Source organism: Jatrophihabitans endophyticus (assembly GCF_900129455.1).
Taxonomy (GTDB): Bacteria; Actinomycetota; Actinomycetes; order Mycobacteriales; family Jatrophihabitantaceae; genus Jatrophihabitans; species Jatrophihabitans endophyticus.
Genome location: NZ_FQVU01000001.1, coordinates 157809 through 182970 on the forward strand (window position 1 = coordinate 157809; position 25162 = coordinate 182970).

Here is a 25162-nt window from a genome sequence, read left to right on the forward strand (position 1 = left end):
ACCCGCTGCTCGGTGGCCACGTCAACCCACCCCCGCCGCGTCCATGCCGCGGAGCTCCTTCTTCAGCTCGCCGATCTCGTCGCGCAGCCGCGCCGCGACCTCGAACTGGAGGTCGCGGGCGGCGCCGAGCATCTGATCGTTGAGCTGCTGGATGAGGTCGGCGAGCTCGGCCCGCGGCAGCTCCGCGACGTCGAGACCGCCCTGCGCGTTCGCGCCCACCCCGACGACGCCACCGGAGCGGCCGTCACCGGCGCGGGCGGCGCTGCCGGCCTGCCCGCCGACGCCACGCCCGTTCTTGCCGGGCGCGGGCGACTTCTGCGGTCGCGAGCCCGGCTTGCCGCGGGACTGCGCGCGGCCCGAACCGCCGACGGGCAGCGACAGCAGCTCCTCGGTGTCGGCGGCCTCGCGGGCCAGCAGGTCGGTGATGTCGCCGATGCGCTTGCGCAACGGGGTGGGGTCGATGCCGTGCTCGGTGTTGTAGGCGATCTGCTTCTCGCGCCGACGGCTCGTCTCCTCGATGGCCTGCGCCATCGACGGGGTGATGGTGTCGGCGTACATGTGCACCTGACCCGACACGTTGCGGGCCGCGCGGCCGATGGTCTGGATCAGCGAGCGGCCCGAGCGCAGGAACCCCTCCTTGTCGGCGTCGAGGATGGAGACGAGCGAGACCTCGGGCAGGTCGAGCCCCTCGCGCAGCAGGTTGATGCCGACGAGGACGTCGTACTCGCCCATGCGCAGCTCGCGCAGCAGCTCGACGCGGCGCAGCGTGTCGACCTCGGAGTGCAGGTAACGCACCCGGATGCCCTGCTCGAGCAGGTAGTCGGTGAGGTCCTCGGCCATCTTCTTGGTCAGCGTGGTGACGAGCACGCGCTCGTTGCGCTCGGTGCGCAGGCGGATCTCGTGGACCAGGTCGTCGATCTGCCCCTTCGTGCCCTTGACCACGATCTCGGGGTCGACGAGCCCGGTGGGACGGATGACCTGCTCGACGAACTCGCCCTGCGCCAGGTTCAGCTCGTAGTCGCCCGGGGTCGCGGACAGGTAGACCGTCTGCCCGATGCGCTCGGTGAACTCCTCGAACTTCAACGGCCGGTTGTCCATCGCCGACGGCAGCCGGAACCCGTGGTCGACGAGCATGCGCTTGCGCGACATGTCGCCCTCGTACATGCCGCCGGTCTGCGGCACCGTCACGTGCGACTCGTCGACGACGAGCAGGAAGTCCTCGGGGAAGTAGTCGAGCAGGCAGTTGCCGGCGCTGCCCCGGGTGCGACCGTCGATGTGCATCGAGTAGTTCTCGATGCCCGAGCAGAACCCGACCTGGCGCATCATCTCGATGTCGTAGCTGGTGCGCATGCGCAGCCGCTGCGCCTCGAGCAGCTTGTTCTGACCCTCGAGCTCGGCGAGCCGCTCCTCGAGCTCCTTCTCGATGCCGCGGATGGCGCGTTCCATGCGCTCGGGGCCTGCGGCGTAGTGCGTGGCCGGGAAGACGAAGACCTCGTCGACCTCGCGGACGACCTCGCCGGTGAGCGGGTGCAGGTAGTAGAGCCGCTCGATCTCGTCGCCGAACATCTCGGCGCGGACGGCGAGCTCCTCGTAGACCGGGAAGATCTCGACCGTGTCGCCCCGGACGCGGAACGTGCCCCGGGTGAAGGACAGGTCGTTGCGGGTGTACTGCACCTCGACGAGCCGGCGCAGGATCGTCTCGCGCTCGATCTCCTGCCCCACGCGCAGCCGTACCGACCGGTCGACGTACTCCTGCGGGGTGCCGAGGCCGTAGATGCAGGACACGGTGGCCACCACGACGACGTCGCGACGGGTGAGCAGCGACATGGTGGCCGAGTGGCGCAGCCGCTCGACCTCGTCGTTGACCGAGCTGTCCTTCTCGATGTAGGTGTCGGTCTGCGGGACGTAGGCCTCGGGCTGGTAGTAGTCGTAGTAGCTGACGAAGTACTCGACCGCGTTGTTGGGCAGCATCTCGCGCAGCTCGTTGGCCAGCTGCGCGGCGAGCGTCTTGTTCGGGGCCATGACCAACGTGGGCCGCTGCTGCCGCTCGATGACCCAGGCCGTGGTCGCCGACTTGCCGGTGCCGGTCGCGCCGAGGAGCACGACGTTCTGGTCGCCCGCCGTGAGCTTGCGGTCGATGGCCTCGATGGCCGCCGGCTGGTCGCCGGACGGCTCGAACTCCGACACCACCTCGAACTTGCCCGTGGTGGGGACGATGTCGGTCTTGACCCTCATGCCCGTCCTCGCTTCGCCCCGCTCATGCCTCCACGGTACGAGAGGGGTACGACACGACGGGTCACGCGGCGACCGAACACACGTTTGCCGGTCTCGCCGGTGGGTATGTAGACGCGGATCGGGCATCTGCCAGTCTGGATGCCGCGGTCCCGTAAACCCTTACAACGCCCCTTCGGCTCCCCAGGAGTACACGTGCAGATCTGGCCCGGCAGCGCCTATCCCCTCGGCGCGACCTACGACGGGTCCGGCACCAACTTCGCCCTGTTCAGCGAGGTCGCCGAGAAGGTGGAGCTCTGCCTGTTCGACGCCGACGGCACCGAGACGAAGGTGCAGCTGCACGAGGTCGACGGCTACGTCTGGCACGCCTTCCTGCCCGGGGTCGAGCCCGGCCAGCGCTACGCCTACCGCGTCCACGGCCCGAACGACCCCGCGCACGGCCTGCGCTGCAACCCCAACAAGCTGCTGCTCGACCCCTACGCCAAGGCCATCGACGGCTCCATCGACTGGGACGAGTCGCTGTTCGGCTACCACTGGGGCGACGAGGACTCCCATAACGACGACGACTCGGCCGCCCACCTGCCCAAGTGCGTCGTGATCAACCCCTACTTCGACTGGGGCACCGACCGCGCGCCGAAGCGCTCGTACGCCGACAGCGTGATCTACGAGGCGCACGTCAAGGGCATGACGCAGAGCCACCCGGACATCCCCGACGAGCTGCGGGGGACGTACGCCGGCATCGCGCACCCGGTGATGGTCGAGCACCTGTCCCAGCTCGGCGTCACGGCGATCGAGCTGATGCCGGTGCACCACTTCGCGAACGACTCGACCCTGATCGACAAGGGGCTGGCGAACTACTGGGGCTACAACACGATCGGGTTCTTCGCCCCCGACCACAAGTACTCGTCCTCCACCTCGCCCGGCGGCCAGGTGCAGGAGTTCAAGACCATGGTGCGGACGCTGCACGAGGCGGGCATCGAGGTCATCCTCGACGTCGTCTACAACCACACCGCCGAGGGCAACCACCTCGGCCCGACGCTCAGCTTCCGCGGCATCGACAACCAGGCGTACTACCGGCTGGTCGACGACGACGGCAAGTTCTACATGGACTACACCGGCACCGGGAACACCCTCAACGTCCGGCACCCGCACTCGCTGCAGCTGATCATGGACTCGCTGCGTTACTGGGTGCTCGAGATGCACGTCGACGGGTTCCGCTTCGACCTCGCCTCCACCCTCGCCCGCGAGTTCTACGACGTCGACCGGCTGTCGGCCTTCTTCGAGCTCGTGCAGCAGGACCCGGTCGTCAGCCAGGTCAAGCTCATCGCCGAGCCGTGGGACGTCGGCCCCGGCGGCTACCAGGTCGGCAACTTCCCGCCCCAGTGGACCGAGTGGAACGGCAAGTACCGCGACACGGTGCGTGACTTCTGGCGTGGCGAGCAGGGCACCGTCGGCGAGTTCGCGGCGCGCATCACCGGCTCGGCCGACCTCTACGCCTCGTCGGGACGCTGGCCGGTGGCGAGCATCAACTTCGTCACCGCGCACGACGGCTTCACGCTGCGCGACCTCGTGTCCTACAACGACAAGCACAACGAGGCCAACCAGGACGACAACAACGACGGCGAGAGCCACAACCGCTCGTGGAACTGCGGCGTCGAGGGCGACACCGACGACGACGCCGTCCTCGCGCTGCGCGCACGCCAGCAGCGCAACTTCATCACCACGATGTTCCTCAGCCAGGGCGTGCCGATGCTGTGTCACGGCGACGAGCTGGGCCGCACCCAGCAGGGCAACAACAACGGCTACTGCCAGGACAACGAGCTGACCTGGATCGACTGGGACGCGATCGACGTCGACCTGCTGGCCTTCGCCCGGCGGGTCTCGGAGCTCCGGCGCGAGCACCCGCTGTTCCGTCGGCGGCGCTTCTTCGACGGCCGGCCCACCCGCCGGCGCGGCGGCGTCCCCGACATCGGCTGGTTCAGCCCGGACGGCGGCGAGATGACCGAGGAGGACTGGGAGAGCGGCGTCGGCAGCATCGGTGTCTTCCTCAACGGCAACGGCATCGCCGAGCGGGACGCCCGCGGCGAACGGCTCGTCGACGACTCGTTCCTGCTGCTGTTCAACAACCACTGGGAGCCGGTCGAGTTCACGCTGCCGGCCGACGAGTACGGCACCGCGTGGCAGGTCGTCCTCGACACGAACCCCGACACCGCCGGCAACGACGAACTGGTGGTCGAGGCGGGCCGCTCGCACGCCATGGAGCCCCGCTCGATCGTCGTGCTGCAGCAGGTGAGCGCATGACGAGCGCGACGGGTGGCTCGCTGCCGTCGGCCACCTACCGGCTGCAGATCACGCCGGGTTTCGACCTGCACGCGGCCGCCGCGGTCTGCGACTACCTCGACGCCCTCGGCGTGGGCGTCGTCTACCTCTCGCCGATCCTGCCGTCCTCGCGCGGGTCCGACCACGGCTACGACGTCGTCGCATGGGACACCGTCGACCCCCAGCGCGGCGGTCCGGACGGCTGGACACGCGTCCTGGCCGACGCCCGCTCCCGCAGCCTCGGCGTCCTCGTCGACATCGTCCCCAACCACGCCGGCGTCGCCGACCCCACCCAGAACGCGGCGTGGTGGGACGTCCTGAAGCACGGCCGCGACGCCGAGCACGCCCCGTGGTTCGACATCGAATGGGCGCACGGCCGGCTGCTGCTCCCGGTGCTCGGCGACGACTTCGACGCCTCCCAGCTCGAGGTCGTCGGCGCGGGTGACGACGCCGAGCTCCGCTACTTCGACAACCGCTTCCCGATCGCCCCCGGCACCGGCGACGGCAGCGCGGCCGAGGTCCACGACCGCCAGCACTACGAGCTCGTCAACTGGCGCCGCGCCGACACCGACCAGAACTACCGGCGCTTCTTCGCCGTCACCACGCTGGCCGGGCTGCGCGTCGAGGACGACGCGATCTTCGACGCCACGCACGAGCAGATCGGCCGCTGGGTCGAGGACGGCATCACCGGGCTGCGGGTCGACCACCCCGACGGCCTCGCCGACCCGCGCCGCTACGCCGAACGACTGCGCGAGCTCGCCGGGCCGGACGCCTGGCTGCTGGTGGAGAAGATCCTCGAACACGGCGAGGAGCTGCCGGCCGACTGGCCGGTGGACGGGACGACCGGCTACGACGCGCTGGCCGAGGCCACCGGCGTCCTCGTCGACCCGGCCGCCGAGCCCGCCTTCGACGAGCTCTATCGCGACCTCACCGCCGACGAGCTCGACGCTCCGGCCCACATCCGCGCCGGCAAGCACGAGATCGTCTCCACGATCCTGCGCGCCGAGATCAACCGACTGACCCGCCTCGTCCCCGACGTGCCCCGGGCCGACGAGGCGCTGGCCGAGCTCGCGGTGTCCTTCGCCGTCTACCGGTCCTACCTGCCCGGTGGCGAGGCCGACCTGGACGCGGCGGTGACGCAGTCGCGCGCCGCGCGCCCGGACCTCACCGATACCCTCGAACTGCTGCTGCCGCGGCTGCGCGACCCCGCCGACGAGCTCGCCGTCCGGTTCCAGCAGACCTCGGGCGCGGTGATGGCCAAGGGCGTCGAGGACACCGCCTTCTACCGTTACACCCGCTTCGTCGCCCTCAACGAGGTCGGCGGCGACCCCGCCCACTTCGGCCTCGGCCTCGACGCGTTCCACGCCGCGCAGCAGCGGCGGCTGCGCGTCGCACCGCGCGCCATGACCACCCTCTCGACGCACGACACCAAACGCGGCGAGGACGTCCGCGCCCGGCTCGCCGTGCTCGCCGAGCTGCCCCACGAGTGGACGGCGTTGGTGCGCGGCCTGCTCGCGGCCGCGCCGGTGCCCGACACCGCGTTCGCGTACCTGCTGTGGCAGACCTTCGCCGGCGTCGGCCTGATCGAGCGGGAACGGCTGCACGCCTACGCCGAGAAGGCGATGCGCGAGGCGGCGACCTCCACCACCTGGACGAAGCCGGACGAGCGCTTCGAGGCGACGGTGCACGCCGCGGTCGACGCCGCGTACGACGACCCCGCCGTCCACACCGCGCTGAACGCGTTCGTCGAGCACATCACGCCGTACGGCTGGTCCAACGCGCTGACGCAGAAGCTGGTGCAACTGACGATGCCGGGCGTGCCCGACGTCTACCAGGGCACGGAGCTGTGGGAGGACTCGCTCGTCGACCCCGACAACCGCCGCCCCGTCGACTACGACGCACGGCGCGCGCTGCTCGAGCGGCTGGACACCGACGGGTCCCGACCCCCGGCGATCGACGCCTCGGGCGCGGCGAAGCTCTGGGTGGTGTCGCGGACACTGCGGCTGCGGCGGGAGCGCCCCGAGGCGTTCACCGGCTACACGCCGCTGCGGGCCGACGGACCGGCCGCCGATCACGTCGTCGCCTACGACCGCGGCGGGGTGCTCGTGGTCGCCACCCGGCTGCCGGTCGCCCTCGAGCGCGACGGCGGTTGGCGCGACACGACCCTCGACGTCGGCGGGCGTGGGAACGACGTCTTCACCGGCAACGAGCACGAGGGCCGGGTCGCGGTGGCCGACCTGCTCGGCACCTACCCGGTGGCGTTGCTCGCCCGCTGACCCGACGCGTCGGGCGCGGCGCGCTCGCGCCACCGCGGCGGCGATCCGCTCAGTGCGGCGGGGCGAGGCGCGCGCGCAGGGCGGGGACGTCGAGCGCGGGCCGGGGCCACTCGGGCGCGAGATCCTCGAGCGTCTCGTGCAGCAGCTCACCGATCGCCCAGTTGCGGTACTTCTTGTGATCGCTCGGCACGACGTACCAGGGCGCGTGGTCGGTGTTCGTGCGTTCGAGCATGGCCTCGAACGCGACCTCGTAGTCGCTCCAGCGCGCCCGCTCGTCGAGGTCGGCCTCGTTGAACTTCCAGTGCTTCTCGGGATCGTCGAGGCGCGCCAGCAGCCGGTCCCGCTGCGTCTCGAAGCTGATGTCGAGGAAACACTTGAGCACGGTGGTGCCGTTGTCGACGAGCTCCTTCTCGAACTCGTTGATCGCGTCGTAGCGCGCCTCCCACTCGGCCTCGGGCACGAGGTCGTGGACGCGGACGATGAGCACGTCCTCGTAGTGCGAACGGTCGAAGACACCGACCACGCCGGGCCCTGGGAGCCGCTTACGGATCCGCCAGAGGAAGTCGTGGCGCAGCTCCTGCTTGGTCGGTGCCTTGAACCCGGTGTACTGCACCCCGATCGGGCCGAAGGTGCCGACGACATGCTTGGTGACGCCACCCTTGCCCGCGGTGTCGATGCCCTGCATCACCAGCAGCACGCTGCGGGTGCCGCCGGCCGTCGACTCGGCCCACAGCTTGGCCTGCAGGTCGCGCATGCGCGCGGTGTCGTTGGCGAGGTCGCGGTTGCGCTTCGTCGGCGCGAGCGGACGGGCCGAGGAGTCGAAGCCGGCGAGGACCACCGGGCCGGCCGGCACCCGCAACGCGTCTCGCATGGATGTCCCGGTGGGCGCCGTCGTCATTCGCGCAGGTTACCGTCGGCGTCGCGATCCGGGACGTACTGCACCGGCGGGTCCTTCGACACCAGCCGCTGCAGCGCCAGCCGGGCCAGCGGCGCGTACGCGACCACCACCGGCAGTGGGCCGTCCAGCCGCAGCGACGTCGCCGATCCCCCGCCGCGCTTGGTGACCGCGTGCTCCAACCGGATCGTCACCGGCCATCGGCGCACCGTCCACGTCCACCGTCGTGCCTGCTCGTCGACCGTCTCGATCACGAAGTCGACCGAGACACCGAACGGCCCGACCACCGTGCCGGTGACGCCGAAGGCCACGTGGTCGTCGGTGGCGTCGACCCGCGATATCTGCGGGGCCCACTCCGGCCAGCGCGAGATGTCGCGGTAGCGGTCCCACACCTCGTCGGGCAGCACGCGCCCCTTGGCGCCGACGGTCACGATGGCCACGGGACCGATCCTGCCCATCTTCGCGGCCGGCGTGACGCGTTCTCGCGGTCATGGGTGTGCCACACCGCCGTTAGCGCGCGGTCGATCCCCGGGCAGGGTGTGCGTGTGAGTGCACTCCGCGTCTGGGCCCCGTCCGTCTCCCGCATCCGTGTCCGCGCCGACGGGCAGGACGCCGACCTGCAGGCCGCCGACGACGGCTGGTGGACCGGCCCCGATCTCGCTCCCGGCACCGACTACGGCTTCCTGCTCGACGACGACGAGACCGTGATCCCCGATCCGGCGTCGCGCCGGCAGCCCGAGGGGGTGCACGGTCCGAGTCGGATGTACGACCAGGACGCCTACGACTGGCGCGACGCGGAGTGGGTGGGACGTGACCTCACCGCGGCCGTCGTCTACGAGCTGCACATCGGGACGTTCACCCCGGGCGCCACCTTCGACGCGGCGATCGAGCGGCTCGAACACCTGGCGCGACTCGGCGTGACGCACGTCGAGGTGCTGCCGATCAACGCTGTCAACGGCATCTGGAACTGGGGGTACGACGGCGTCGGCTGGTACGCGGTGCACGAGCCGCTCGGCGGACCCGACGGCTTCAAGCGATTCGTGGACGCCGCGCACGGTCACGGCCTGGCCGTCGTGCTCGACGTGGTCTACAACCACCTCGGGCCCTCGGGGAACTACCTGCCCAAGTTCGGGCCGTACCTCAAGCCGGGTCGCAACACCTGGGGCGACCTCGTGAACGTCGAGGAGCCCGCCGTCCGGCGCTTCATCGTCGACAACGCCCTGATGTGGCTGCGCGACTTCCACCTCGACGCGCTGCGCCTCGACGCCGTGCACGCCCTGCAGGACTCCTCCCCCATCCACATCCTCGCGCAGCTCTCCGGCGAGGTCGACGACCTCGCCGCCGAGCTCGGCCGGCCGCTCACGCTCATCGCCGAGTCCGACCTCAACGACCCGATCATGATCACCCCGCGCGAGCAGGGCGGGCGTGGCATCGCCGCGCAGTGGGACGACGACGTCCACCACGCGCTGCACTCGCTGCTCAGCGGCGAGACACAGGGCTACTACTGCGACTTCGGCTCGCTGCCGGTGCTCGAGAAGGTCTTCACCCGCGCTTTCCTGCACGACGGGACGTACTCGACCTTCCGCGGCCACGACCACGGCGCGCCCGTCGACCGCGACACCGTGCGCGGCTGGCAGTTCGTCGTCTGCCTGCAGAACCACGACCAGGTGGGCAACCGGGCCGTCGGCGACCGGCTGCCCGAGATCGCATCGCCCGGACGCGTCCGCATCGGCGCGGTGCTGCTGCTGACCTCGCCGTTCACGCCCATGTTGTGGATGGGCGAGGAGTGGGCGGCGTCGACGCGCTGGCCGTTCTTCACCTCGCATCCCGAGCCCGAGCTCGCGAGACTCACCGGAGAGGGTCGGGTCGCCGAGTTCGCCGGGCACGGCTGGGACGTCTCGCAGATGATCGACCCGCAGGACCCCGCCGCGTACCGCGAGGCCGTGCTGGACTGGGCGGAGGTCGACGGCGACGACCACGCGGCCGTGCTCGACCTCTACCGCTCGCTCATCCGGTTGCGGGCCGACGAGGCCGACCTGCGTGACGGCGACCTGCGTGCCGTGTCGCTGGACTACGACGAGGACGCGCAGTGGCTCGTCGTGCATCGGGGCGCGTTCCGGGTGGCGGTCAACCTCGCCGCCACCGAGCAGGCCGTTCCGGTGGCGGCGAAGCAGTTGGTGCTCGCCACCGGCCCAGCGCGTCCCGAGGCCGATCACGTGGTGCTGGGCCCGGAGACCGCGGCCGTCCTGCGCACCTGACTCGATCGTGGACTCCTCTGCTCGGACGTCCGAGCAGAGGAGTCCACGATCGGCTACTGCATCTCGCCGACGACCACGCCGGTGATGGGCGGCTCCACGTGCACGACGCTGGCGGTCGGCGCGTCGCCGGCCTCCATCTCCCACTGCTGGCGCAGCGCGTTGGCCGACTGCTGTGCGCTGTCGTAGTCGTCGAACGGGCCGACGGCCCGGGGGGTGACGACCTGCTGTCCTTCGTCGGTCAGCACGACCACGAACACACGAACCTCCTGCGATAGGGCGAACCGGTCAGTTCTTCCTACCCGGCGGATCGGCGTCGATGACGAGTCCGGGGAAGGTCGCCGGGGCGGGGCCGAACGCGCGGCGGGCCGAGGCCACGACACCGCGCGCCAGGGCGGCGTTGCCCACCGCACCGACGCCCGCACCGATGCCCAGCGGCAGCGCGCGGCCGAGCACCAGTGCGCCCTGCCGCGCCCCGGCCCGGGTGACGAGCATCCGCAGCAGCCGGCTCTGCAGCACGCCGGCCTTCTCGCCGGTGTCCTTCGCGGTCGCCCGGCCGATCATCTGTGCCCAGTGGCCCGAGTCGGTGGCGGTGCCGGCGATCACGCGTTCGGCACCCTCGCCCACCAGCACGCCGATCACCAGCGCGCGGCGCACCTCGGGGTCGCCGATCGGCACGGAGTGCAGCTCCGCGAGCGCGAGCACGTACATCGCGGTCGCGGAGAAGAACCCGGTGATCTCGGCCGCGCCCGTCGCCAGGCCGGCGGCGGTCCCGATCCCCGGGACGGCCGCGGCCGCGCCGGACGCGCCCCCGATGCCGACGACCGCGGCGCGGTAGCGCCGCTCCAGCAACGAGATGGTCTCGGCCGGGCTCAGCTCGGGGTTCTTGCTCCGCACCCGAGCGAGGTAACGCTGGACGACGGGGCGCTGCACCGCGAGCCCCTTGTCCAGGGCGTCGTCCAGTGCCCGCTCCACACGGGCCGGCACCGGCACCCGCGACAGCAGCCGCGTCGACATCTTCTGCTTCTTCGCCACCCGGTGGGCTCCCGCCACTCGTCGGTCCGCGCTAGGCGGTGTCCTGGCGTCGTACCCATACCTCGCGCACCAGCAGCAGCAAGGCCGCGGCGACGGGCAGGGCGAGCAGCGCGCCGACGATGCCGCCCACCGCCCCGCCGAGGAGCACGGCCATGATCGTGACGTACTCGGGAACGTCGACCGACGAGCGCATCACCCGGGGGTAGATGACGTACCCCTCGATGACCTCGTAGACCAGGTAGAACAGCACGCAGACGATGAACGTCGTGGTCGACGTCGCCAACCCGACGAGGCAGACCGACGCCGCGCCCAGGATCGCGCCGACGAGCGGGACGAGGTCGAGCAGGGCCACGAGCACCGCGAGCGGCAGCGCGTACTCGCCGAAGCCCGCGGCCACGGAGAAGATCGCGGTGACCGTGCCGGCGATCAACGCGACCACGACCGCGCCGATGGCGTAGCGCCCGACACGGTGCAGGATCTCGTCCCCGAGCGCGCCGACGCGTTCGCGGCGGCTCGCCGGGGCCAGCGAGTACAGCGCGCGGGTGATCTGCGGGCGCGCGGCGAGGAAGTAGAGCATGAGGACGAACACCACGACGGTGCTCACCAGCGCGTTGACCACGCCGAGGCCCGCCCCGAACAGCCCGCCGACGACCCGCTTGCCGAGCTCGGGGTCGGTGGTCTTCTTCTCCAGGGTCGAGACGAAGCCGAACCGGTCGTCGAGGTGGCGGATGGTGCGGTTGCGCCGCAGGTCGTCGAGCAGCGTCGGGGCGTTGTCGATCAGCGAGCTCACCTGGTCGCGCAGCGCCGTGCCCAGGACGTAGCCGACGCCGCCCAGCACCACCACGAGCCCGATGCCGATCAGCAGCACCGCCCAGGGGCGACCGACCCCGCGCCGTCCGACGAAACCCACCACGGGTTCGAGCGCGACGGCGAGGAACCCCGCGATGAGCACGAGGGTGAGGACCGCGGCCGTCTCGCGCACGGCGAGGGCGAGGACCAGCGCGGCGAGCGCGCCGACGGTCAGGAAGAAGCCGCGGTAGAACGGCGAATCGCGCCGTAGCGGTGGCCCGGGGGGCGTCGAGACGACCGCGCGGTCGATGTCCGGCGGGGCGTCGGACACGTCGTCGGCCGGCGGCTCGGCGGCGTCGGCGGGTGACCGCTCCGCGTCGCCCGTTGCGCCCACCGCTGCTCCTCCCGCCGCCCACGTCGTCCGGTGTCCTGTCGATCACACCCTACGGACGTGGGCGGCGGCGGGCGCCCGACTCGCGGGCCGTGATGGGATGGCGCGCGTGCGCGCCCTGCTTCCCGAGATCGCTGACGACGTCGACCTCCACGCCTGGTACGCGCGCGACTGGCTCGACCGTGGCGGCGTGCGGGTCAACTTCGTGAGCTCGGTCGACGGCGCGTCGGCCGCGGGCGGGGTGTCGAAGGGGCTGCAGACGCCGGGCGACAACCGGGTTTTCGCGGCCCTGCGCGATCTCGCCGACGTCGTGCTCGTCGGGTCGGGGACGGCGCACGCGGAGGGTTACCGCGCCGTGGCGTTCTCGGCGCGGCGCCGCGCGGTGCGCCGGGAGCACGGGCTGCGCGAGACGATGCCGATCGCGGTGCTGAGCTCGTCGCTGCGCCTCGAATCGGACGCCGCGCTCTTCGCCGGCGCCGATCCGGCCGCCCGGACGCTCGTGCTGACCTGCGCGGCCGCCGACCCCGACCGGCGGCGCGCCCTCGCCGCGGTCGCCGACGTCGTGGACTGCGGGGACGACGCGGTCGAGCCCGCCCTGGCGCGGCGCGCGCTCGTGGAGCGCGGGCTGACGCGGATCCTCTCCGAAGGCGGGCCGTCCGTGCTCGCCGGGCTCGCCGCCGCGGGCGTCGCCGACGAGCTGTGCCTGACTCTCTCGCCGCTGCTCGCCGGGCCCGGGCCGGGCCGGATCGTCGCCGGAGCCGGCTGGGACGACCCCCGTCCCCTCGTCCTCACCGGACTGCTCGAGGAGGACGGCGCGCTGTTCTGCCGCTACCGCGTCGGCCGGGTCGGTCCCTCGACGTGAGCGAGCTGCTCGCGCTGCTGCTGGCGGCGGCCGAGGGACGCTTCCCGCCCGCCGACGGCGGCGTCACCTTCCTGCCGGCGCCGCGGCCCGGGATCGCCGCCGCGGTGGCCTTCACCGGGCACGCGGTGGTGTGCGCCGACGACGCGGCCGCACGGCTCGACGGTCTGCCGGTCGACGGTTGGGGCAGCGTCCACGACCCGGCGGTGCTGCTCCGGCTGGCCGCGAGCCTGGCCCGCGGCGCGGCGCCGCCCCCGAGCATCGGCGTCCTCGATGCCGTGCTCGCCCATCGCGGCCTCGGCGACGGCACCCTGCCGCGTACCCGCGACTACGACGACCACCACCGCGTCCGCCACGCCCGGACGATCCGCACCGACGTCCGCGTGCACGGCGACGCCCGCGGGGTGGTCACCGTGGCGCGGGGCCTGGCCGACCGCACCGAGATCTCCGTCGAGCTGGCCGACGTCACCGCCACGACGGCCGGGACCGGACGCGACCTGGTCGTCGAGGCGCTGCGACTCGTCCCGGCCGGCGAACCGGTCTTCGCCGCGGTGGCCCCCGGCAACGCCCGTTCGCTGCGCGCGTTCCTCGCCGTCGGTTTCGTCCCGCTCGGCAGCGAGGTCATCCTCCACGCGGCGTGACGCGGGCGCGCGGGCCGACCGCGAGACGATGTCCGGGTGGACGAGTCACGCCTGTTCGGTTGGTGCGTCGTGGCGAACGTCGGCGCCGCCCCGGCTCCGGGAGGTGGGTCGATGCCCGCGGCAGGGACCGCCGGCACACGACACTTCTCGGCCGGCACGAAGGTCTGGGTGCTTCCCCCGCAGTGGGGGGACGGCGGCGAGGACGTCTTCGTGGTCGGGCGTCACCGTGGCCGGGCGGGTGGCCTCGTTCGCATGGTCTTGGCGCGCAGCCACCTCACCAACTTCCGGGTCAGGCCGATCTACAGCCCGGCCGTGGCCGACCACCTGCAACAGCCCTGGCGCGACGACCAGGCCGGCGCCAGGACGTGGGCGTCGCGGGACGAGGCCGAGCAGGTCGCGTTGCTGTGGTCGGCCGTGTCCGACCACCGTCGCCAGTCGTTCGTGGCACGTCCTGCGACGGACTCCTCCCCGAAAACCAGTCCGTCCCGGACCCGTCGGTCAGCCGGCCTTGGCACCCAGCCCGGGCACGATGTCGTCGAGGGCGTAGGTGAGCGGCTGCTCCAGCTGCTCGTAGGTGCAGGACTCGGGGGTGCGGTCGTCGCGCCACCGGACGAAGTGCGCCAGATGACGGAAGCGCGTGCCCTCCATGTGCTCGTACTTGACCTCGAGCACCCGCTCGGGTCGCAGCGGCACGAACGAGAGGTCCTTCGTCGCGTTCCAGCGGCTGACGTTGCCGGGCAGCCGCTGCCCCTGGTGGGCCTCGGCGCTCGCCCACTCCTGCCACGGATGATCGTCACCCTCGCCGAGCAGCAGCGGCGCCAGCTCCTCGACGAGTTCCGCGCGACGCTTCGCGGTGAACGCGCCGACGACGCCGACGTGCTGCAACCGGCCGTCGTCGTGGTACAGCCCGAGCAGCAACGACCCGACGAGCGGCGCGGCCTCGGTCGACGTCTTGTGCCAGCGGAACCCGGCCAGCACGCAGTCAGCGGTGCGGACGTGCTTGATCTTGAACATGACGCGCTTGTCCGGCTGGTAGGTGCCGTCCAGCGGCTTGGCGATCACGCCGTCGAGGTGCGCGCCCTCGAGCTCGACGAACCAGCGCTCGGCGACCGCCAGGTCGGTCGTGGTCGGCGTGAGGTGGATCGGCGCGCGGGCGCCGGCCAGCGCGTTCGCCAGGGCGGCGCGGCGCTCGGCGAACGGGCGGCCGGTGTAGTCCTCGTCGTCGAGCGCGAGCAGGTCGAAGGCGATGAAGGACGCCGGCGTCTTCTCCGACAGCATCGTCACCCGCGACACCGCGGGGTGGACGCGCTGCTGCAGTGCCTCGAAGTCCAGTCCGGCGTCGGTCGCGACGACGATCTCGCCGTCGAGCACGCACCGCGGCGGCAGCTCGGCGCGGACCGCCTCGACGAGCTCCGGGAAGTACCGGGTCATCGGCTTCTCGTTGCGGCTGCCGAACTCGACGTCGTCGCCGTCTCGGAAGATCAGCGACCGGAAGCCGTCCCACTTCGGCTCGTAGGACGCGCCCGGCGGGATCGTCGGCACCGACTTGGCCAGCATCGGGGCGACCGGCGGCATGACGGGCAGCTTCATCGGCCCAGTGTGGCATCGCGGCGCACCGGGTCCCGGCACGACGAGGTCAGACGTCGCGGGTCCGGTCGAACCGCTCGGGCAGGCGCCGGAAACCGGCCGCCTCGTAGGTCGCGACGGCCGACACGAGGGACGTCGGGGTGCAGACGAGGGCGCTGGCGGCCCCCAGCTCGGCGAGCGCGGCCGCCGCGGCGACGCAGATCGCCGTGCCGTGACCGCGCCCGCGGTGCTCGGCGTGAACGCCCATCGGCTCGATCAACCCCGGCCGTCCCGGCCCGGCCGACCACACGGTCACGCCCGCGACCGCGACGCCGTGCTCGTCGCGCCCGAGCAGACATCGCGCGTCGGCGAACGCCGGGCCGGCCGCCATCGCGTGCCAGGTCTCCTCGGTGAACCGCGCGCTGTCCCACGCCGAACGATGGACGGCGGTGAACGCGGCCACCTCCCCCGGCCCGACCACCTCGACCCCCAGCGCCGGTCGCGGCACCGGTTCGGTGAGGTCGCGGCGCAGCGGCGTCCACCGCTCGCCCTCACGCCAGCCGACCTCGCCGCGCAGCAGGTCGTGCACGCGACTGCCGGTCGGCGCCTCGACGGACACCTCACCCGTCGGCAGCACACCCCGTTGCGGGTCGGCGACGTCGGCCACGACCCGACCGGCCAGCTCCTCGTCGCGCCACACGTCGGGAGCGACGGTCAGGCGCACGACGCCGGGACCGTCCAGCAGGCCGATCGCGAGCAGCCGTCCGTCCTGGCTCCACGTCCGCACCGCCGCCGCCGTCGCCCCGGCCCCGGCACGCCAGGACCACCCCAGGTCGCCGGGGTGCAGCTGCAGCGGCGCGGCGTCGTGCTGCCAGTCCCCCAGCGCGGCCACGACGGCGGCGAGCCCGTGGACGTCCGGCGTTCGCAGCTCGATCGTCACTCCGGCAGCACACACCACTGCCCGCCTGAGCGCACCCCGATTTCGGGCACGCCGGGACCCGTCCGGCGGCGCGACCCGGCGGGGTGGGCAGGCGGGGTCGCGGCGACGGCTCTATCCTCGTCGCGTCGCGGCCGGCCGTGTTGCGACGAACGTGCGCCCACGCAATCGCAGCATCCGACGTCCCGGGGGAAGCCATGGCCGCAGGCGGCGCCGACGCGCCACGTCCCCGGCCGCATCCCGGGCCCTCACGCCCCGACGCCGTCGTCGCCGTCGCCGCACCGCGGGCCGCCGCGGTGGCCGCGACGGCGGGCGGCGCGCTCGTCACCGCTGCCCGCGTCGGTCGACTGCTCGGGCGCTCCGGCTGGCGCGCGGCCCGCCAGCTGCCCGGGGTCGCGCTCGTGGAGCAGCAGGGCAGGCGGGTGCGCGACACCGCCCGCGGCGAGCTGCTGCGCCTGCTCGACGCCCCGCCGCCGCCCGCCCGGCCGAACCGCGAGGAGCTGCGGGCGGCGCGCCTGGCGGCCCAGGGCGCCGACGACCCCGCCCCGCTCCGCTCGGCCATGACCGAGCTGCTCGACCGCTCCTCCGAGGCCAGCGGCGCGCAGAGTCGCGACTACCTCTTCGGCACGATCGTCAGCCAGCTCGTCCCGGACGAGGCGCGCATCCTCGCGGTGCTCGGCACCGGACGCACGTTCGCGGTGGTGGACGTCGTGGCCAAGGGGCGCGCGTCGAGCCGGACGGTCGCCGCCAACGTGTCGACCGTCGGCGCCGCGGCCGCGGTGTCGCTGCCGGACAACGTCGCCACCTACCTGACCCGCCTCGACGGGTACGGACTGCTGCAGTTCGGCCGCCCCACCGACGAGCTGGACCGGCAGTTCCGCGCCCTCGACAGCGACAAACGGGTCCGCGACGCGCAGGCGCGCATCGAGCGCGGCCGGCTGGGCTCGGTCCGCATCGAGCGCAAGAGCGTGGGCCTGTCCGAGCTCGGCTCCGAGTTCTGGGCCGCGTGCTCGCCCCACCGGCGCGGCTGACGCCACGCGCCGGGCATCCCGTCACCGCATTCAGTAGCGTCGGGTCGTGCGCCCCGCCCGAGCCCGCCGCCTCGCGGCCGCGAGCGTCCTGCTGACCCTGCTCGCCGCCGCCTGCACGTCCACCACGGCCGGCAAGGGTTCGGACTCCGCCACGCCGACGGCCGGCAGCGGCCGGCCGAGCGGCTCGACCGCTGCCCGGCCGTCCGCACCCGCGACGCGGGCGACGTTCCACGACTGCGCCAGCGCCTTCAACCTCAAGGCGCTGCCGTTCCCGGCCGGACGGGCCAAGCGGCTGTCGTTCGACTGTGCCCGCATCCAGGTGCCGCTCGACCACGCCGACCCGACCGGTCGCACGATCTCGCTGCAACTCGTGCGGGTGCACGACAGCGCCGGGTCGACGTCGAGCAGACGCAGCCTGCTGGTCAACCCGGGCGGCCCCGGCGCGTCCGGGGTCGAGCTCGCCGTGTCGCTGGCCGCGCAGCTGCGCGACGCCGTCCTGTCCCACTTCGACCTCGTCGGCTTCGACCCGCGCGGGGTGGGCCTCTCGTCACCCATCACCTGCCTGACCGACAAGCAGAAGGACGACGTCAACGCGGCCTCCCCGAACGTCCTGACCGGCAAGGGCTTCGCGGCCGCCCGCACGATCGCGAAGCGCGTGGCCGCCGCGTGTTCGCGCAAGTACGGCGCGGCGCTGGCCGACTACGACACCGTCCAGACGGCCCGGGACATGGACCTCGTCCGGCAGGCCGTGGGCGACGGCTCGATGAACTACCTCGGCTTCTCCTACGGCACCGAGCTCGGGGCGCAGTACGCCCGGTTGTATCCGAGCAAGGTGCGCGCCCTCGTCCTCGACGGCGCGGTCGACCCGCTCGCCGACGACATCACCTCCTTCGCCAACCAGCTGCAGGGCTTCGAGGACTCGTTCGACCAGTTCGCGGCCTACTGCCGCACGACGTCCCCGTGTTCGCGGCTCGGCGACCCGCGCGAGGCGGTCTACAACCTCGCCCGCAAGGCCGACCCCGACGGCATCCCCAGCTCGGCCGCCGGCGAGACGCGGCGGGCGACGAGCTCGCTGGTCTACACCGGCGTGCTGCAGGCGCTGTACTCGCAGTCGTTGTGGCCGACGCTCGGCAGCGCGCTGCGGACGGCGCTCGCCGGCGACTCGCGCGAGATCCTCGCGCTCGCCGACCGGTACAACGAACGCAACGACGGGCAGTACACGAATATCTCCGACGCCAACAACACCATCAGCTGCAACGACGCGAGGCCCGGCCCGAGCGACGCGACGATCCGCGCGACCGCGCGGTCGTGGAAGGAGCGGTTCCCCATCTTCGGACTCTGGTCGGCGCCGTCGCTGTTCACCTGCCAGCAGTGGCAGCCGCACCGCACGCCTCCCCCGGCACCGAAGGCGGCGACCGCGAGGACCGTCCTCGTCGTCGGCAACCTGCACGACCCCGCGACGCCCTACCGCGGCGCCAAGGTGCTGACGAAGACCATGGGCAACGCGCGGTTGCTCAGCTGGGACGGCGAGGGGCACACCTCCTACCTGCAGGGCAGCAGCTGCGTCGACACCCGCGTCAACGCCTACCTGGTGTCGGGCACGCTGCCCGCCACCGGGACGACGTGCCCGCGGTGACCCCGTCGTCGGGCGACGAGCCGGCCCTGGGCTACGACGCGAGACCCCGCGAGGCGCGGGCGGTGGCCCTCGTCCTGCACGGCGGCCGGTCGCGCAGCGTCGCCCCGGTGCGGGCCCGCCAGCTCGCGGTGCTGCGGATGCGTCCCTTCGCGCGCTCGCTCGCCCACGCGGGACGGGCCCACGGCCTCGTCGTCGCCCGGCTGCGCTTCCGCGTCCGCGGCTGGAACGGCACCGAGCGTTCGCCGGTCGCCGACGCCGAGTGGGCGCTCGACCGGCTCGGTGAGACGTATCCCGGCCTGCCCGTCGGCATCGTCGGGCACTCGATGGGCGGCCGGACGGCGGTCTACGCCGGCGGCCACGAGGGCGTGCGCAGCGTCGTCGGCCTCGCGCCGTGGATCGAGCCGGGCGATCCGTCGCGTCAGCTCGCCGGCCGCGGCGTCCTGCTCGTCCACGGCGACGCCGACCGGATGACGTCCGCGCCCGCCTCGCTGCAGTACGCGCAGCAGCTGGCCGGGGTCGCCGAGTCCGTCGGGTACGTGTCGGTGCAGGGCGACGGGCACCCCATGCTGCGCCGCCCCGCCCTCTGGCACGAGCTGGCCACCGGATTCACGCTGGCCGCACTGTGTGACGCGTCGCCCGAGCGAACCGTCGGCGCGCGGACCGCGAACATCCTGTCGAGGGCACTGGCCGGGGAACGACCGGTCGTAGGCTGACGACGTCCCCGTGCGTGGGCTGTGAAGGAGAGAGATGACGGTCACCGAGAGCGGACGCGGCACCGCGGCCGGCACGAACGGCAGTATCGACCCGGCGCGCTGGCCCGACATCGCCACGGTCCCCCGTTCGCCGATCCGCGCCGCGATCGCGAGACGACTGTTCCGACGAGCCGTCGCCCGGCTTCCGCTCCGCGTGGTCGACCCGCGCGAGCGGTGGAGCGGCGCCGGCACCGGCACCGACCCGGTGCTGCGCCTCGTGCGTCCCGACGCGTTCTTCCAGCGTCTCGGTGCCACCGGGACGATCGGCTTCGGCGAGGCCTACATGGCCGGCGACTGGACGACCGACGACCTGCCCGGCGTGCTCTCGGCCTTCGCGGCCAACATGCGCGACATGATCCCGCCGGCGCTGCACAAGCTGCGCAACGCGGTGCTGAGCGTGCAGCCGCGGCATCACGACAACACCGTCGAGGGCGCCCGCGCCAACATCCACCAGCACTACGACCTGTCCAACGACCTGTTCACGACGTTCCTCGACCCGTCGCTGACCTACTCGTCGGCCCTCTTCGACGGCGAGCCCACCGCGAGCGGGGAAGACCTCACCACCGCCCAGCAGCGCAAGATCGACCGGTTGCTCGACGCGGCCGCAGTGGGCGAGGGCACCCGGGTGCTCGAGATCGGCACCGGCTGGGGCGAGCTCGCCCTGCGCGCCGCCGGGCGGGGCGCCCACGTCACCACGCTCACGATCTCGACCGAGCAGGCCGAGCTCGCGCAGCAGCGCGTGGACGCCGCCGGCGTCGCCGACCGGGTCGAGATCCGGCTACAGGACTACCGCGAGGTCGAGGGCCGCTTCGACGCGATCGTCAGCGTCGAGATGATCGAGGCCGTCGGCGCGAACCACTGGAACACGTACTTCGAGACCATCGACCGCGTCCTGGCGCCGGGCGGACGGGTCGGGCTGCAGGCAATCCTGCAGGACGACTACGTCGTGCTCGCCACGAAGGACACCTACACCTGGATCCGCAAGTACATCTTCCCGGGCGGGCAGCTCGCCTCGGTCGAGGCCATCGAGCGGACGCTCGCGCAGCACACGTCGCTGCGGGTCTCGGAACGGTTCAGCTTCGGCCGCCACTACGCCGAGACCCTGCACCGCTGGCGGACGACCTTCGAGGCCCACGCGCAGGCCGTCGCCGCGATCGGGTTCGACGAGACGTTCCGGCGGATGTGGTCGCTGTACCTCGCGTACTCCGAGGCGGGCTTTCGCACCGGCTACCTGGACGTGCAGCAGTTCACGCTGACCAAGCAGTGAGCTGCCGGCAGGACCGCCGGTGACGGTCGTCCTCGGCCTGCTGGCCGCGGCGCTCTACGGGATCGGCGACTTCGCCGGCGGCATGGGGGCCCGGCGCGTGACCGCCGTGACCGTGCTGCTGTGGAGCTACCCCGTCGGCGCGGTGCTGATGGCAGCGATGCTGCCGCTGATCCCCGGCGCGCTCGACGGCCGGGTGCTGCTGTTCGGGGCGCTCGGCGGCGTCGCGGGCCTGGTGGGCGTCGTCGTCCTCTACTCGTTGATGACGATCGCCCCCATCAACGTGGTGTCACCGGTGACGGCCGTCCTCGCCGCCATCGTGCCGGTGGTGGTCGGTGTCGTCACCGGCGAGCGGCCCCACGTCACGGCGTGGTTCGGCATCGTGCTCGGGCTGCTGGCCGTCGTCCTGGTCTCACGCACCGGCGACGACCACCCGCACGGGCGCGTCGGGCCGGGCGTCCTGCTGCTCGCGGTGCTCTCCGGCCTCGGCTTCGGCCTGTACTTCGTGCTGCTCGCCCGCGCCGGCGACGACTCGGGGCTCTGGCCGCTGGTGGTGTCGCGGGTGGCCTCGGCGCTGCTGATCCTGCCCGTCGCGCGGGCCCGGGGCGCCTTCGGTCCCGTGCGCGGCCGGACGCTCGGCATCGTCGCGCTGGCCGGGGCGTGCGACGCGCTGGCCAACATGTTCTTCCTGCTCGCCGCGCGCGACGGGCTGCTGTCGCTGGCGAGCGTGCTGACGGCGCTGTACCCGGCGACGACCGTCGTGCTGGCCGTCTGGCTGCTGCACGAGCGCACCACTCCGGTGCAGCGCGGCGGCCTGGCCCTCGCCGCGGGCGCCGTCGTGCTCGTCACCGTCTGACGCCCCACCCCGTCCGGTGATCGAGAGGACGGAGCGGTCGCCCCGGCGACCACGACGTCCTCCCGATCACCGGGTGGGGGCCGGCGGGACGGTCGGGTCGCCGTGCTGCTCGGCGACCGGCGCCACGAGGTCGGTCGGCTTGTCGCGCCCGCGCAGCGTCACGTCCCCGACGGCCGTCCAGCGGGCCGCCTCCTCGCCCCCGGCCGCCGCGAGGGCATCGCCGGAGGCGAGGACGCGCCCCTCGCGCTGCTTCGCGAGCTCGGTGATCCGCGCGGCCTGGTTCACCGGGTCGCCGATCACCGTGTACTCGTAGCGCTCGGCGTTGCCGACGTTGCCGGCCACCACGGTGCCGACCGCGACGCCGATCCCGGCGTCCAGCTCGCCGCCGCGCAGCCGGGCCCGCATGTCCCGCGCGGCGGCGAGGGCGGCACCGGCCGGATCGTCCTGCGTCAGCGGCGCGCCGAAGACGCACAGGGCCGCGTCGCCGATGAACTTGTTGACCAGACCGCCGTGTTCCTGGGTCGCGGCGACCACCGCGTCGAAGAACCGGTTCAGCGCCTCCACGACCTCGCCCGGCGGCCGGTCGGTGGCGAAGCCGGTCGAGCCGATGACGTCGACGAACAGCGCCGCGGCGCGGCGTTCCTCGCCGCCGAGGGTCACCCCCTGTTCCAGCGCCTGCCGGGCGACGTCCTCGCCGACCTGCCGGCCGAACAGGTCGCGCAACCGTTCGCGTTCGCGCAGCCCGGCGGCCATCCGGTTGAACCCCGCCGCGGCGTAGCCGACCTCGGTCGCGTCGAACACCGGCACCTGCACGTCGAGGTCGCCGGCCTCGACCTGCTCGAACGCGTCCCGCAGCCGCTGCAGCGGATCGGCCACCGAGCGGGCGAAGGCCATCACGGCGAGCAGGCCGACCGCGATGGCGACGCCGCACAGCACCGCCGCGGCGCGCGCCAGCTCGCCGCGCGTCATGTCGGTGACGGTGGAGAAGCCGGCGAGCGCGAGCACGCCGCCGAGCGGCACGACGCCGAGGGCCCACGCGAAGAGGCCGCGCGGCCGCACGCCGGGCACCTCCCGGGTGCGCGGCGGCGCGTCGACGAGCACGGCGGAGATCCCGCCGCGCAGCAGGCGCTGCACCGACTGGTAGGCCAGGCACGCCGTGGGGATCCCGCCGAGCGCGGTCGTGATCGCCACCTCGAAGCCGTAGAGCGCCGAGGTCGTCAGCGCCGCGCTCCCGAACACCAGCACCGCGACACCCCACAGCACGCCCTGCAGCTCGAGCAGCACCAGCGGCAGCCGCAGCACCGCGCGCCGGTCGGTCTCGGTGGCGGGACGTCCGGCGCGGTAGAAGTCGATCACCGGCCGCGCGAGTCGCAGCCCGACGACCGAGCCCACGGCGAGCGCGACGACCACGTACCCGGCGGCGGCGACGGTCGCGGCGCCGCCGATGCCGCCGAAGGAGTGCTCACGCCGTGCCTCGGGCGGCAAGGGCAGGATGAGGCCGAGCAGCACGACCACGACCGCAGCGCCGATGACGTTGCCGACGACGATGGCGGCCAGGATCAGCCGGCGGGACGTGTCGGCGTTCTCGCTCAGCGTGTGCTCGCGGCTCTCGCCCGCGAGCACCTCGCGGACCGACTGCAGCCGTCCGCTCACAGCGCGGTGTAGTCGAGCCCGATCTGCCGCCGCACCTCGTCGAGCACGCCCATGATCGCCGACGTCTCGTCCAGCGGCAGCAGCGGACTCTCGGTGAGTCCGGCCCGCAGGCAGCGGTTGACCTCCGCGGCCTGGTGCTCCATCCCGCGGCCGCCCGGGGGCGTCTCGAAGACCTCGAGCACCTCCTCGTCGCGCGACACCACCCGCATCGACGTCGGCGTGTAGAACCAGCCGTCGACTTCAAGCCGCGCCTCGGAGCCGTGGATCACCGCGGGGTTGTCCGACTTCGCCGCGAGCGAGGTGGTCAGCACCGCATGGGCGCCGGACGGATAGCGCAACACCATCGAGGTGGTGGCGTCGACGCCGGTGAACGCGGGCGTCGACACCGCGGTGACGTCCGACGGCGCACCGAGCACGAGCTGGGCGAATGACACCGGGTAGATGCCGAGGTCGAGCAGCGCTCCCCCGCCGAGCTCGGGGGCGAACAGCCGGTGGTGGGGGTCGCGGGGGAACCACTGGCCGTGCTCGGCGGTGACGTAGACGACGTCGCCGAGCGTGCCGGCGGCCAGGATCTCGCGGAGCCGGGTCACGTGGGGCAGGAAGCGCGTCCACATCGCCTCCATGAGGAACACCCCCGCCGCGCGGGCCGCGGCGATCATCTCGTCGGACTCGGCGCGGTCCATCGCGAACGGCTTCTCGCACAGCACGGCCTTGCCCGCCTCGATCGCGAGCAGCGTCGCGTCCCGGTGGAACGGATGCGGTGGCGAGACGTAGACGACGTCGACGTCCGGGTCGGCCACCAGTGCCTCGTAGGAGCCGTGCCGGTTGGCCACGCCGAACTCGTCGGCGAACTCGTCGGCCGATGCCTGCGTGCGCGAGCCGACCGCGACCAGCTCGCAGTCGGGCAGCAGACGCAGGTCGCGGGCGAAGGTGTGGGCGATGCCGCCGGTGGCGAGCAGGCCCCAGCGGATGGGTGCGGTCATGGCCGCATTCTGCCGCTCACCTCGGCGGCAGCGACGACGCGTAGGCGACGCCGTGTCGCACCCAGGCCGCGAGGTCGTCGTCGCCGGCGCTCAGGTCGACGCGCAGCCAGCCGGCCATCTCCCGCCCGCGCATCACCATGCGGGTCGCGCGCGGGTCGGCGAGCAGCTCCTCGGCGTCGTCGGGCTCGATGCGCACCATCAGCCCGCCCCGGCTGTTCGCCGCCACGGCCAGGTGACCTGCGATCAGGAACGCCCGCCCGCCGAACATCGACTTCTCGACGACGTCGGGCTCGACGTCGAGCAGCTCGCGGATGTGTTGCGCGAGCGCGGGGTCGTGGGCCATGACGGGAGTATGCCGCGAACCACGGCAGATCAGGGCGTGCGCCCGAGCGTGCAGGCGTCGAGCACCTCCTGTGCGTCGGTGCGCCCCCACCGCGGGTCGGCGAGGCAGGCCTTGGCCACCGTCGCCGCGCAGGGTCTCGCTCCGGTGCCGGCGTCGACGCAGTCGGAGTACCGCTGCTGGTAGCGGTCGCGGATCGCGTCCACGGTCCGTTCGTGCGGCGAGCGTGACAGGTCACCGACGAGCAGCCGCACCCCCAGCACGACGATCGCGACGATCACCAGGCCCCCGAGCACGCACGCCGCGACGAGCAGGCGCACCCGCCGCGTCCGCCGTGGGTCGGGCGCGTCGTCGTCCTCGATTTCGACCCACTTCGTCGCATCGCCGAGCGCGACGTACTCCACGGGACCGTCGTCCCCCTCGTGCGCGGCCATCCCGCCAGCGTAGGGAAC

Annotated in this window: 22 protein-coding genes; 10 read left to right on the plus strand and 12 right to left on the minus strand. The window is 72.9% G+C overall.

What is annotated here, in order from left to right:
• Positions 1 to 21: 21 nt before the first annotated feature.
• A complete protein-coding gene (gene uvrB, locus BUE29_RS00735; RefSeq protein ID WP_073384731.1) occupies positions 22 to 2235 on the minus strand; it encodes an excinuclease ABC subunit UvrB in 2214 nt (737 codons plus the stop codon).
• A gap of 138 nt (positions 2236 to 2373) precedes the next feature.
• Here uvrB and glgX point away from each other — a divergent pair, with 138 nt between their 5' ends.
• Both glgX and treY read left to right on the plus strand, forming a co-directional pair.
• Positions 2374 to 4533 carry a glycogen debranching protein GlgX gene (gene glgX / locus BUE29_RS00740; protein WP_073384733.1) on the plus strand — a complete coding sequence of 720 codons (2160 nt, stop codon included), beginning with the start codon at positions 2374 to 2376 and terminating at the stop codon, positions 4531 to 4533.
• Positions 4530 to 6827: a malto-oligosyltrehalose synthase gene (gene treY / locus BUE29_RS00745; RefSeq protein WP_073384735.1), complete on the plus strand. Its 2298-nt coding sequence runs from the start codon at positions 4530 to 4532 to the stop codon at positions 6825 to 6827. The genes glgX and treY overlap by 4 nt, the downstream gene beginning before the upstream one ends.
• Positions 6828 to 6876: 49 nt before the next feature.
• Here treY and BUE29_RS00750 read toward each other — a convergent pair whose 3' ends face one another.
• Together BUE29_RS00750 and BUE29_RS00755 are read right to left on the minus strand one after the other, a co-directional pair.
• Entirely contained in the window at positions 6877 to 7725 is an 849-nt protein-coding gene (locus tag BUE29_RS00750) for a PPK2 family polyphosphate kinase (protein WP_073384737.1), read from the minus strand.
• Positions 7722 to 8162 carry an SRPBCC family protein gene (locus tag BUE29_RS00755; RefSeq protein ID WP_234971297.1) on the minus strand — a complete coding sequence of 147 codons (441 nt, stop codon included), beginning with the start codon at positions 8160 to 8162 and terminating at the stop codon, positions 7722 to 7724. The genes BUE29_RS00750 and BUE29_RS00755 overlap by 4 nt, the downstream gene beginning before the upstream one ends.
• Positions 8163 to 8267: 105 nt before the next feature.
• On the opposite strand from BUE29_RS00755, the gene treZ reads away from it, so the two are divergent.
• On the plus strand, positions 8268 to 9980 hold the full coding sequence (treZ, locus tag BUE29_RS00760) for a malto-oligosyltrehalose trehalohydrolase (RefSeq protein ID WP_073384741.1): 1713 nt from the start codon (positions 8268 to 8270) through the stop codon (positions 9978 to 9980).
• Positions 9981 to 10033: 53 nt separating this feature from the next.
• Here the strand turns inward: treZ and BUE29_RS00765 are convergent, their stop codons facing one another.
• Genes BUE29_RS00765 through BUE29_RS00775 form a run of 3 tightly spaced genes read right to left on the minus strand, consistent with a single transcriptional unit; the run spans position 10034 to position 12195 of the window.
• On the minus strand, positions 10034 to 10237 hold the full coding sequence (locus tag BUE29_RS00765; RefSeq protein ID WP_073384743.1) for a hypothetical protein: 204 nt from the start codon (positions 10235 to 10237) through the stop codon (positions 10034 to 10036).
• Positions 10238 to 10265: 28 nt separating this feature from the next.
• On the minus strand, positions 10266 to 11030 hold the full coding sequence (locus BUE29_RS00770) for a hypothetical protein (protein WP_143167912.1): 765 nt from the start codon (positions 11028 to 11030) through the stop codon (positions 10266 to 10268).
• Between the two features lie 13 nt (positions 11031 to 11043).
• A complete protein-coding gene (locus tag BUE29_RS00775) occupies positions 11044 to 12195 on the minus strand; it encodes an AI-2E family transporter (protein ID WP_073384745.1) in 1152 nt (383 codons plus the stop codon).
• Between the two features lie 97 nt (positions 12196 to 12292).
• On the opposite strand from BUE29_RS00775, the gene BUE29_RS00780 reads away from it, so the two are divergent.
• Entirely contained in the window at positions 12293 to 13054 is a 762-nt protein-coding gene (locus BUE29_RS00780; RefSeq protein WP_073384747.1) for a pyrimidine reductase family protein, read from the plus strand.
• On the plus strand, positions 13051 to 13692 hold the full coding sequence (locus tag BUE29_RS00785; RefSeq protein ID WP_073384749.1) for a hypothetical protein: 642 nt from the start codon (positions 13051 to 13053) through the stop codon (positions 13690 to 13692). Before BUE29_RS00780 ends, BUE29_RS00785 begins: the two co-directional genes overlap by 4 nt.
• 498 nt (positions 13693 to 14190) lie before the next feature.
• Here the strand turns inward: BUE29_RS00785 and BUE29_RS00790 are convergent, their stop codons facing one another.
• The gene (locus BUE29_RS00790; protein ID WP_073384751.1) at positions 14191 to 15282 is read right to left on the minus strand and encodes an ATP-dependent DNA ligase; all 1092 of its coding nucleotides are present in this window, start codon (positions 15280 to 15282) and stop codon (positions 14191 to 14193) included.
• Between the two features lie 46 nt (positions 15283 to 15328).
• On the minus strand, positions 15329 to 16198 hold the full coding sequence (locus BUE29_RS00795; protein ID WP_073384753.1) for a GNAT family N-acetyltransferase: 870 nt from the start codon (positions 16196 to 16198) through the stop codon (positions 15329 to 15331).
• 194 nt (positions 16199 to 16392) lie between these two features.
• On the opposite strand from BUE29_RS00795, the gene BUE29_RS00800 reads away from it, so the two are divergent.
• Genes BUE29_RS00800 through BUE29_RS00820 form a run of 5 tightly spaced genes read left to right on the plus strand, consistent with a single transcriptional unit; the run spans position 16393 to position 21734 of the window.
• A complete protein-coding gene (locus BUE29_RS00800; RefSeq protein WP_073384826.1) occupies positions 16393 to 17226 on the plus strand; it encodes an Abi-alpha family protein in 834 nt (277 codons plus the stop codon).
• A 46-nt stretch (positions 17227 to 17272) separates the two neighbouring features.
• On the plus strand, positions 17273 to 18862 hold the full coding sequence (locus BUE29_RS00805) for an alpha/beta hydrolase (protein WP_073384828.1): 1590 nt from the start codon (positions 17273 to 17275) through the stop codon (positions 18860 to 18862).
• Positions 18859 to 19575, plus strand: coding sequence for an alpha/beta hydrolase (locus BUE29_RS00810; RefSeq protein ID WP_200799971.1), 717 nt, complete (start codon positions 18859 to 18861; stop codon positions 19573 to 19575). The genes BUE29_RS00805 and BUE29_RS00810 overlap by 4 nt, the downstream gene beginning before the upstream one ends.
• 34 nt (positions 19576 to 19609) lie before the next feature.
• Positions 19610 to 20881: an SAM-dependent methyltransferase gene (locus BUE29_RS00815; RefSeq protein ID WP_073384830.1), complete on the plus strand. Its 1272-nt coding sequence runs from the start codon at positions 19610 to 19612 to the stop codon at positions 20879 to 20881.
• Between the two features lie 19 nt (positions 20882 to 20900).
• Complete coding sequence (locus BUE29_RS00820) at positions 20901 to 21734, plus strand: DMT family transporter (RefSeq protein ID WP_084180579.1); 834 nt, start codon at positions 20901 to 20903, stop codon at positions 21732 to 21734.
• 66 nt (positions 21735 to 21800) lie between these two features.
• Here the strand turns inward: BUE29_RS00820 and BUE29_RS00825 are convergent, their stop codons facing one another.
• From BUE29_RS00825 to BUE29_RS00840, 4 genes are read right to left on the minus strand one after another with little or no spacing between them, the layout of a single operon-like run.
• Positions 21801 to 23387, minus strand: coding sequence for an adenylate/guanylate cyclase domain-containing protein (locus BUE29_RS00825; protein WP_200799972.1), 1587 nt, complete (start codon positions 23385 to 23387; stop codon positions 21801 to 21803).
• Positions 23384 to 24370: a Gfo/Idh/MocA family protein gene (locus BUE29_RS00830; protein ID WP_073384832.1), complete on the minus strand. Its 987-nt coding sequence runs from the start codon at positions 24368 to 24370 to the stop codon at positions 23384 to 23386. Before BUE29_RS00830 ends, BUE29_RS00825 begins: the two co-directional genes overlap by 4 nt.
• A 16-nt stretch (positions 24371 to 24386) precedes the next feature.
• Entirely contained in the window at positions 24387 to 24713 is a 327-nt protein-coding gene (locus tag BUE29_RS00835) for a TfoX/Sxy family protein (protein WP_073384834.1), read from the minus strand.
• 29 nt (positions 24714 to 24742) lie between these two features.
• A complete protein-coding gene (locus tag BUE29_RS00840) occupies positions 24743 to 25144 on the minus strand; it encodes a hypothetical protein (protein WP_073384836.1) in 402 nt (133 codons plus the stop codon).
• Positions 25145 to 25162: the final 18 nt, after the last annotated feature.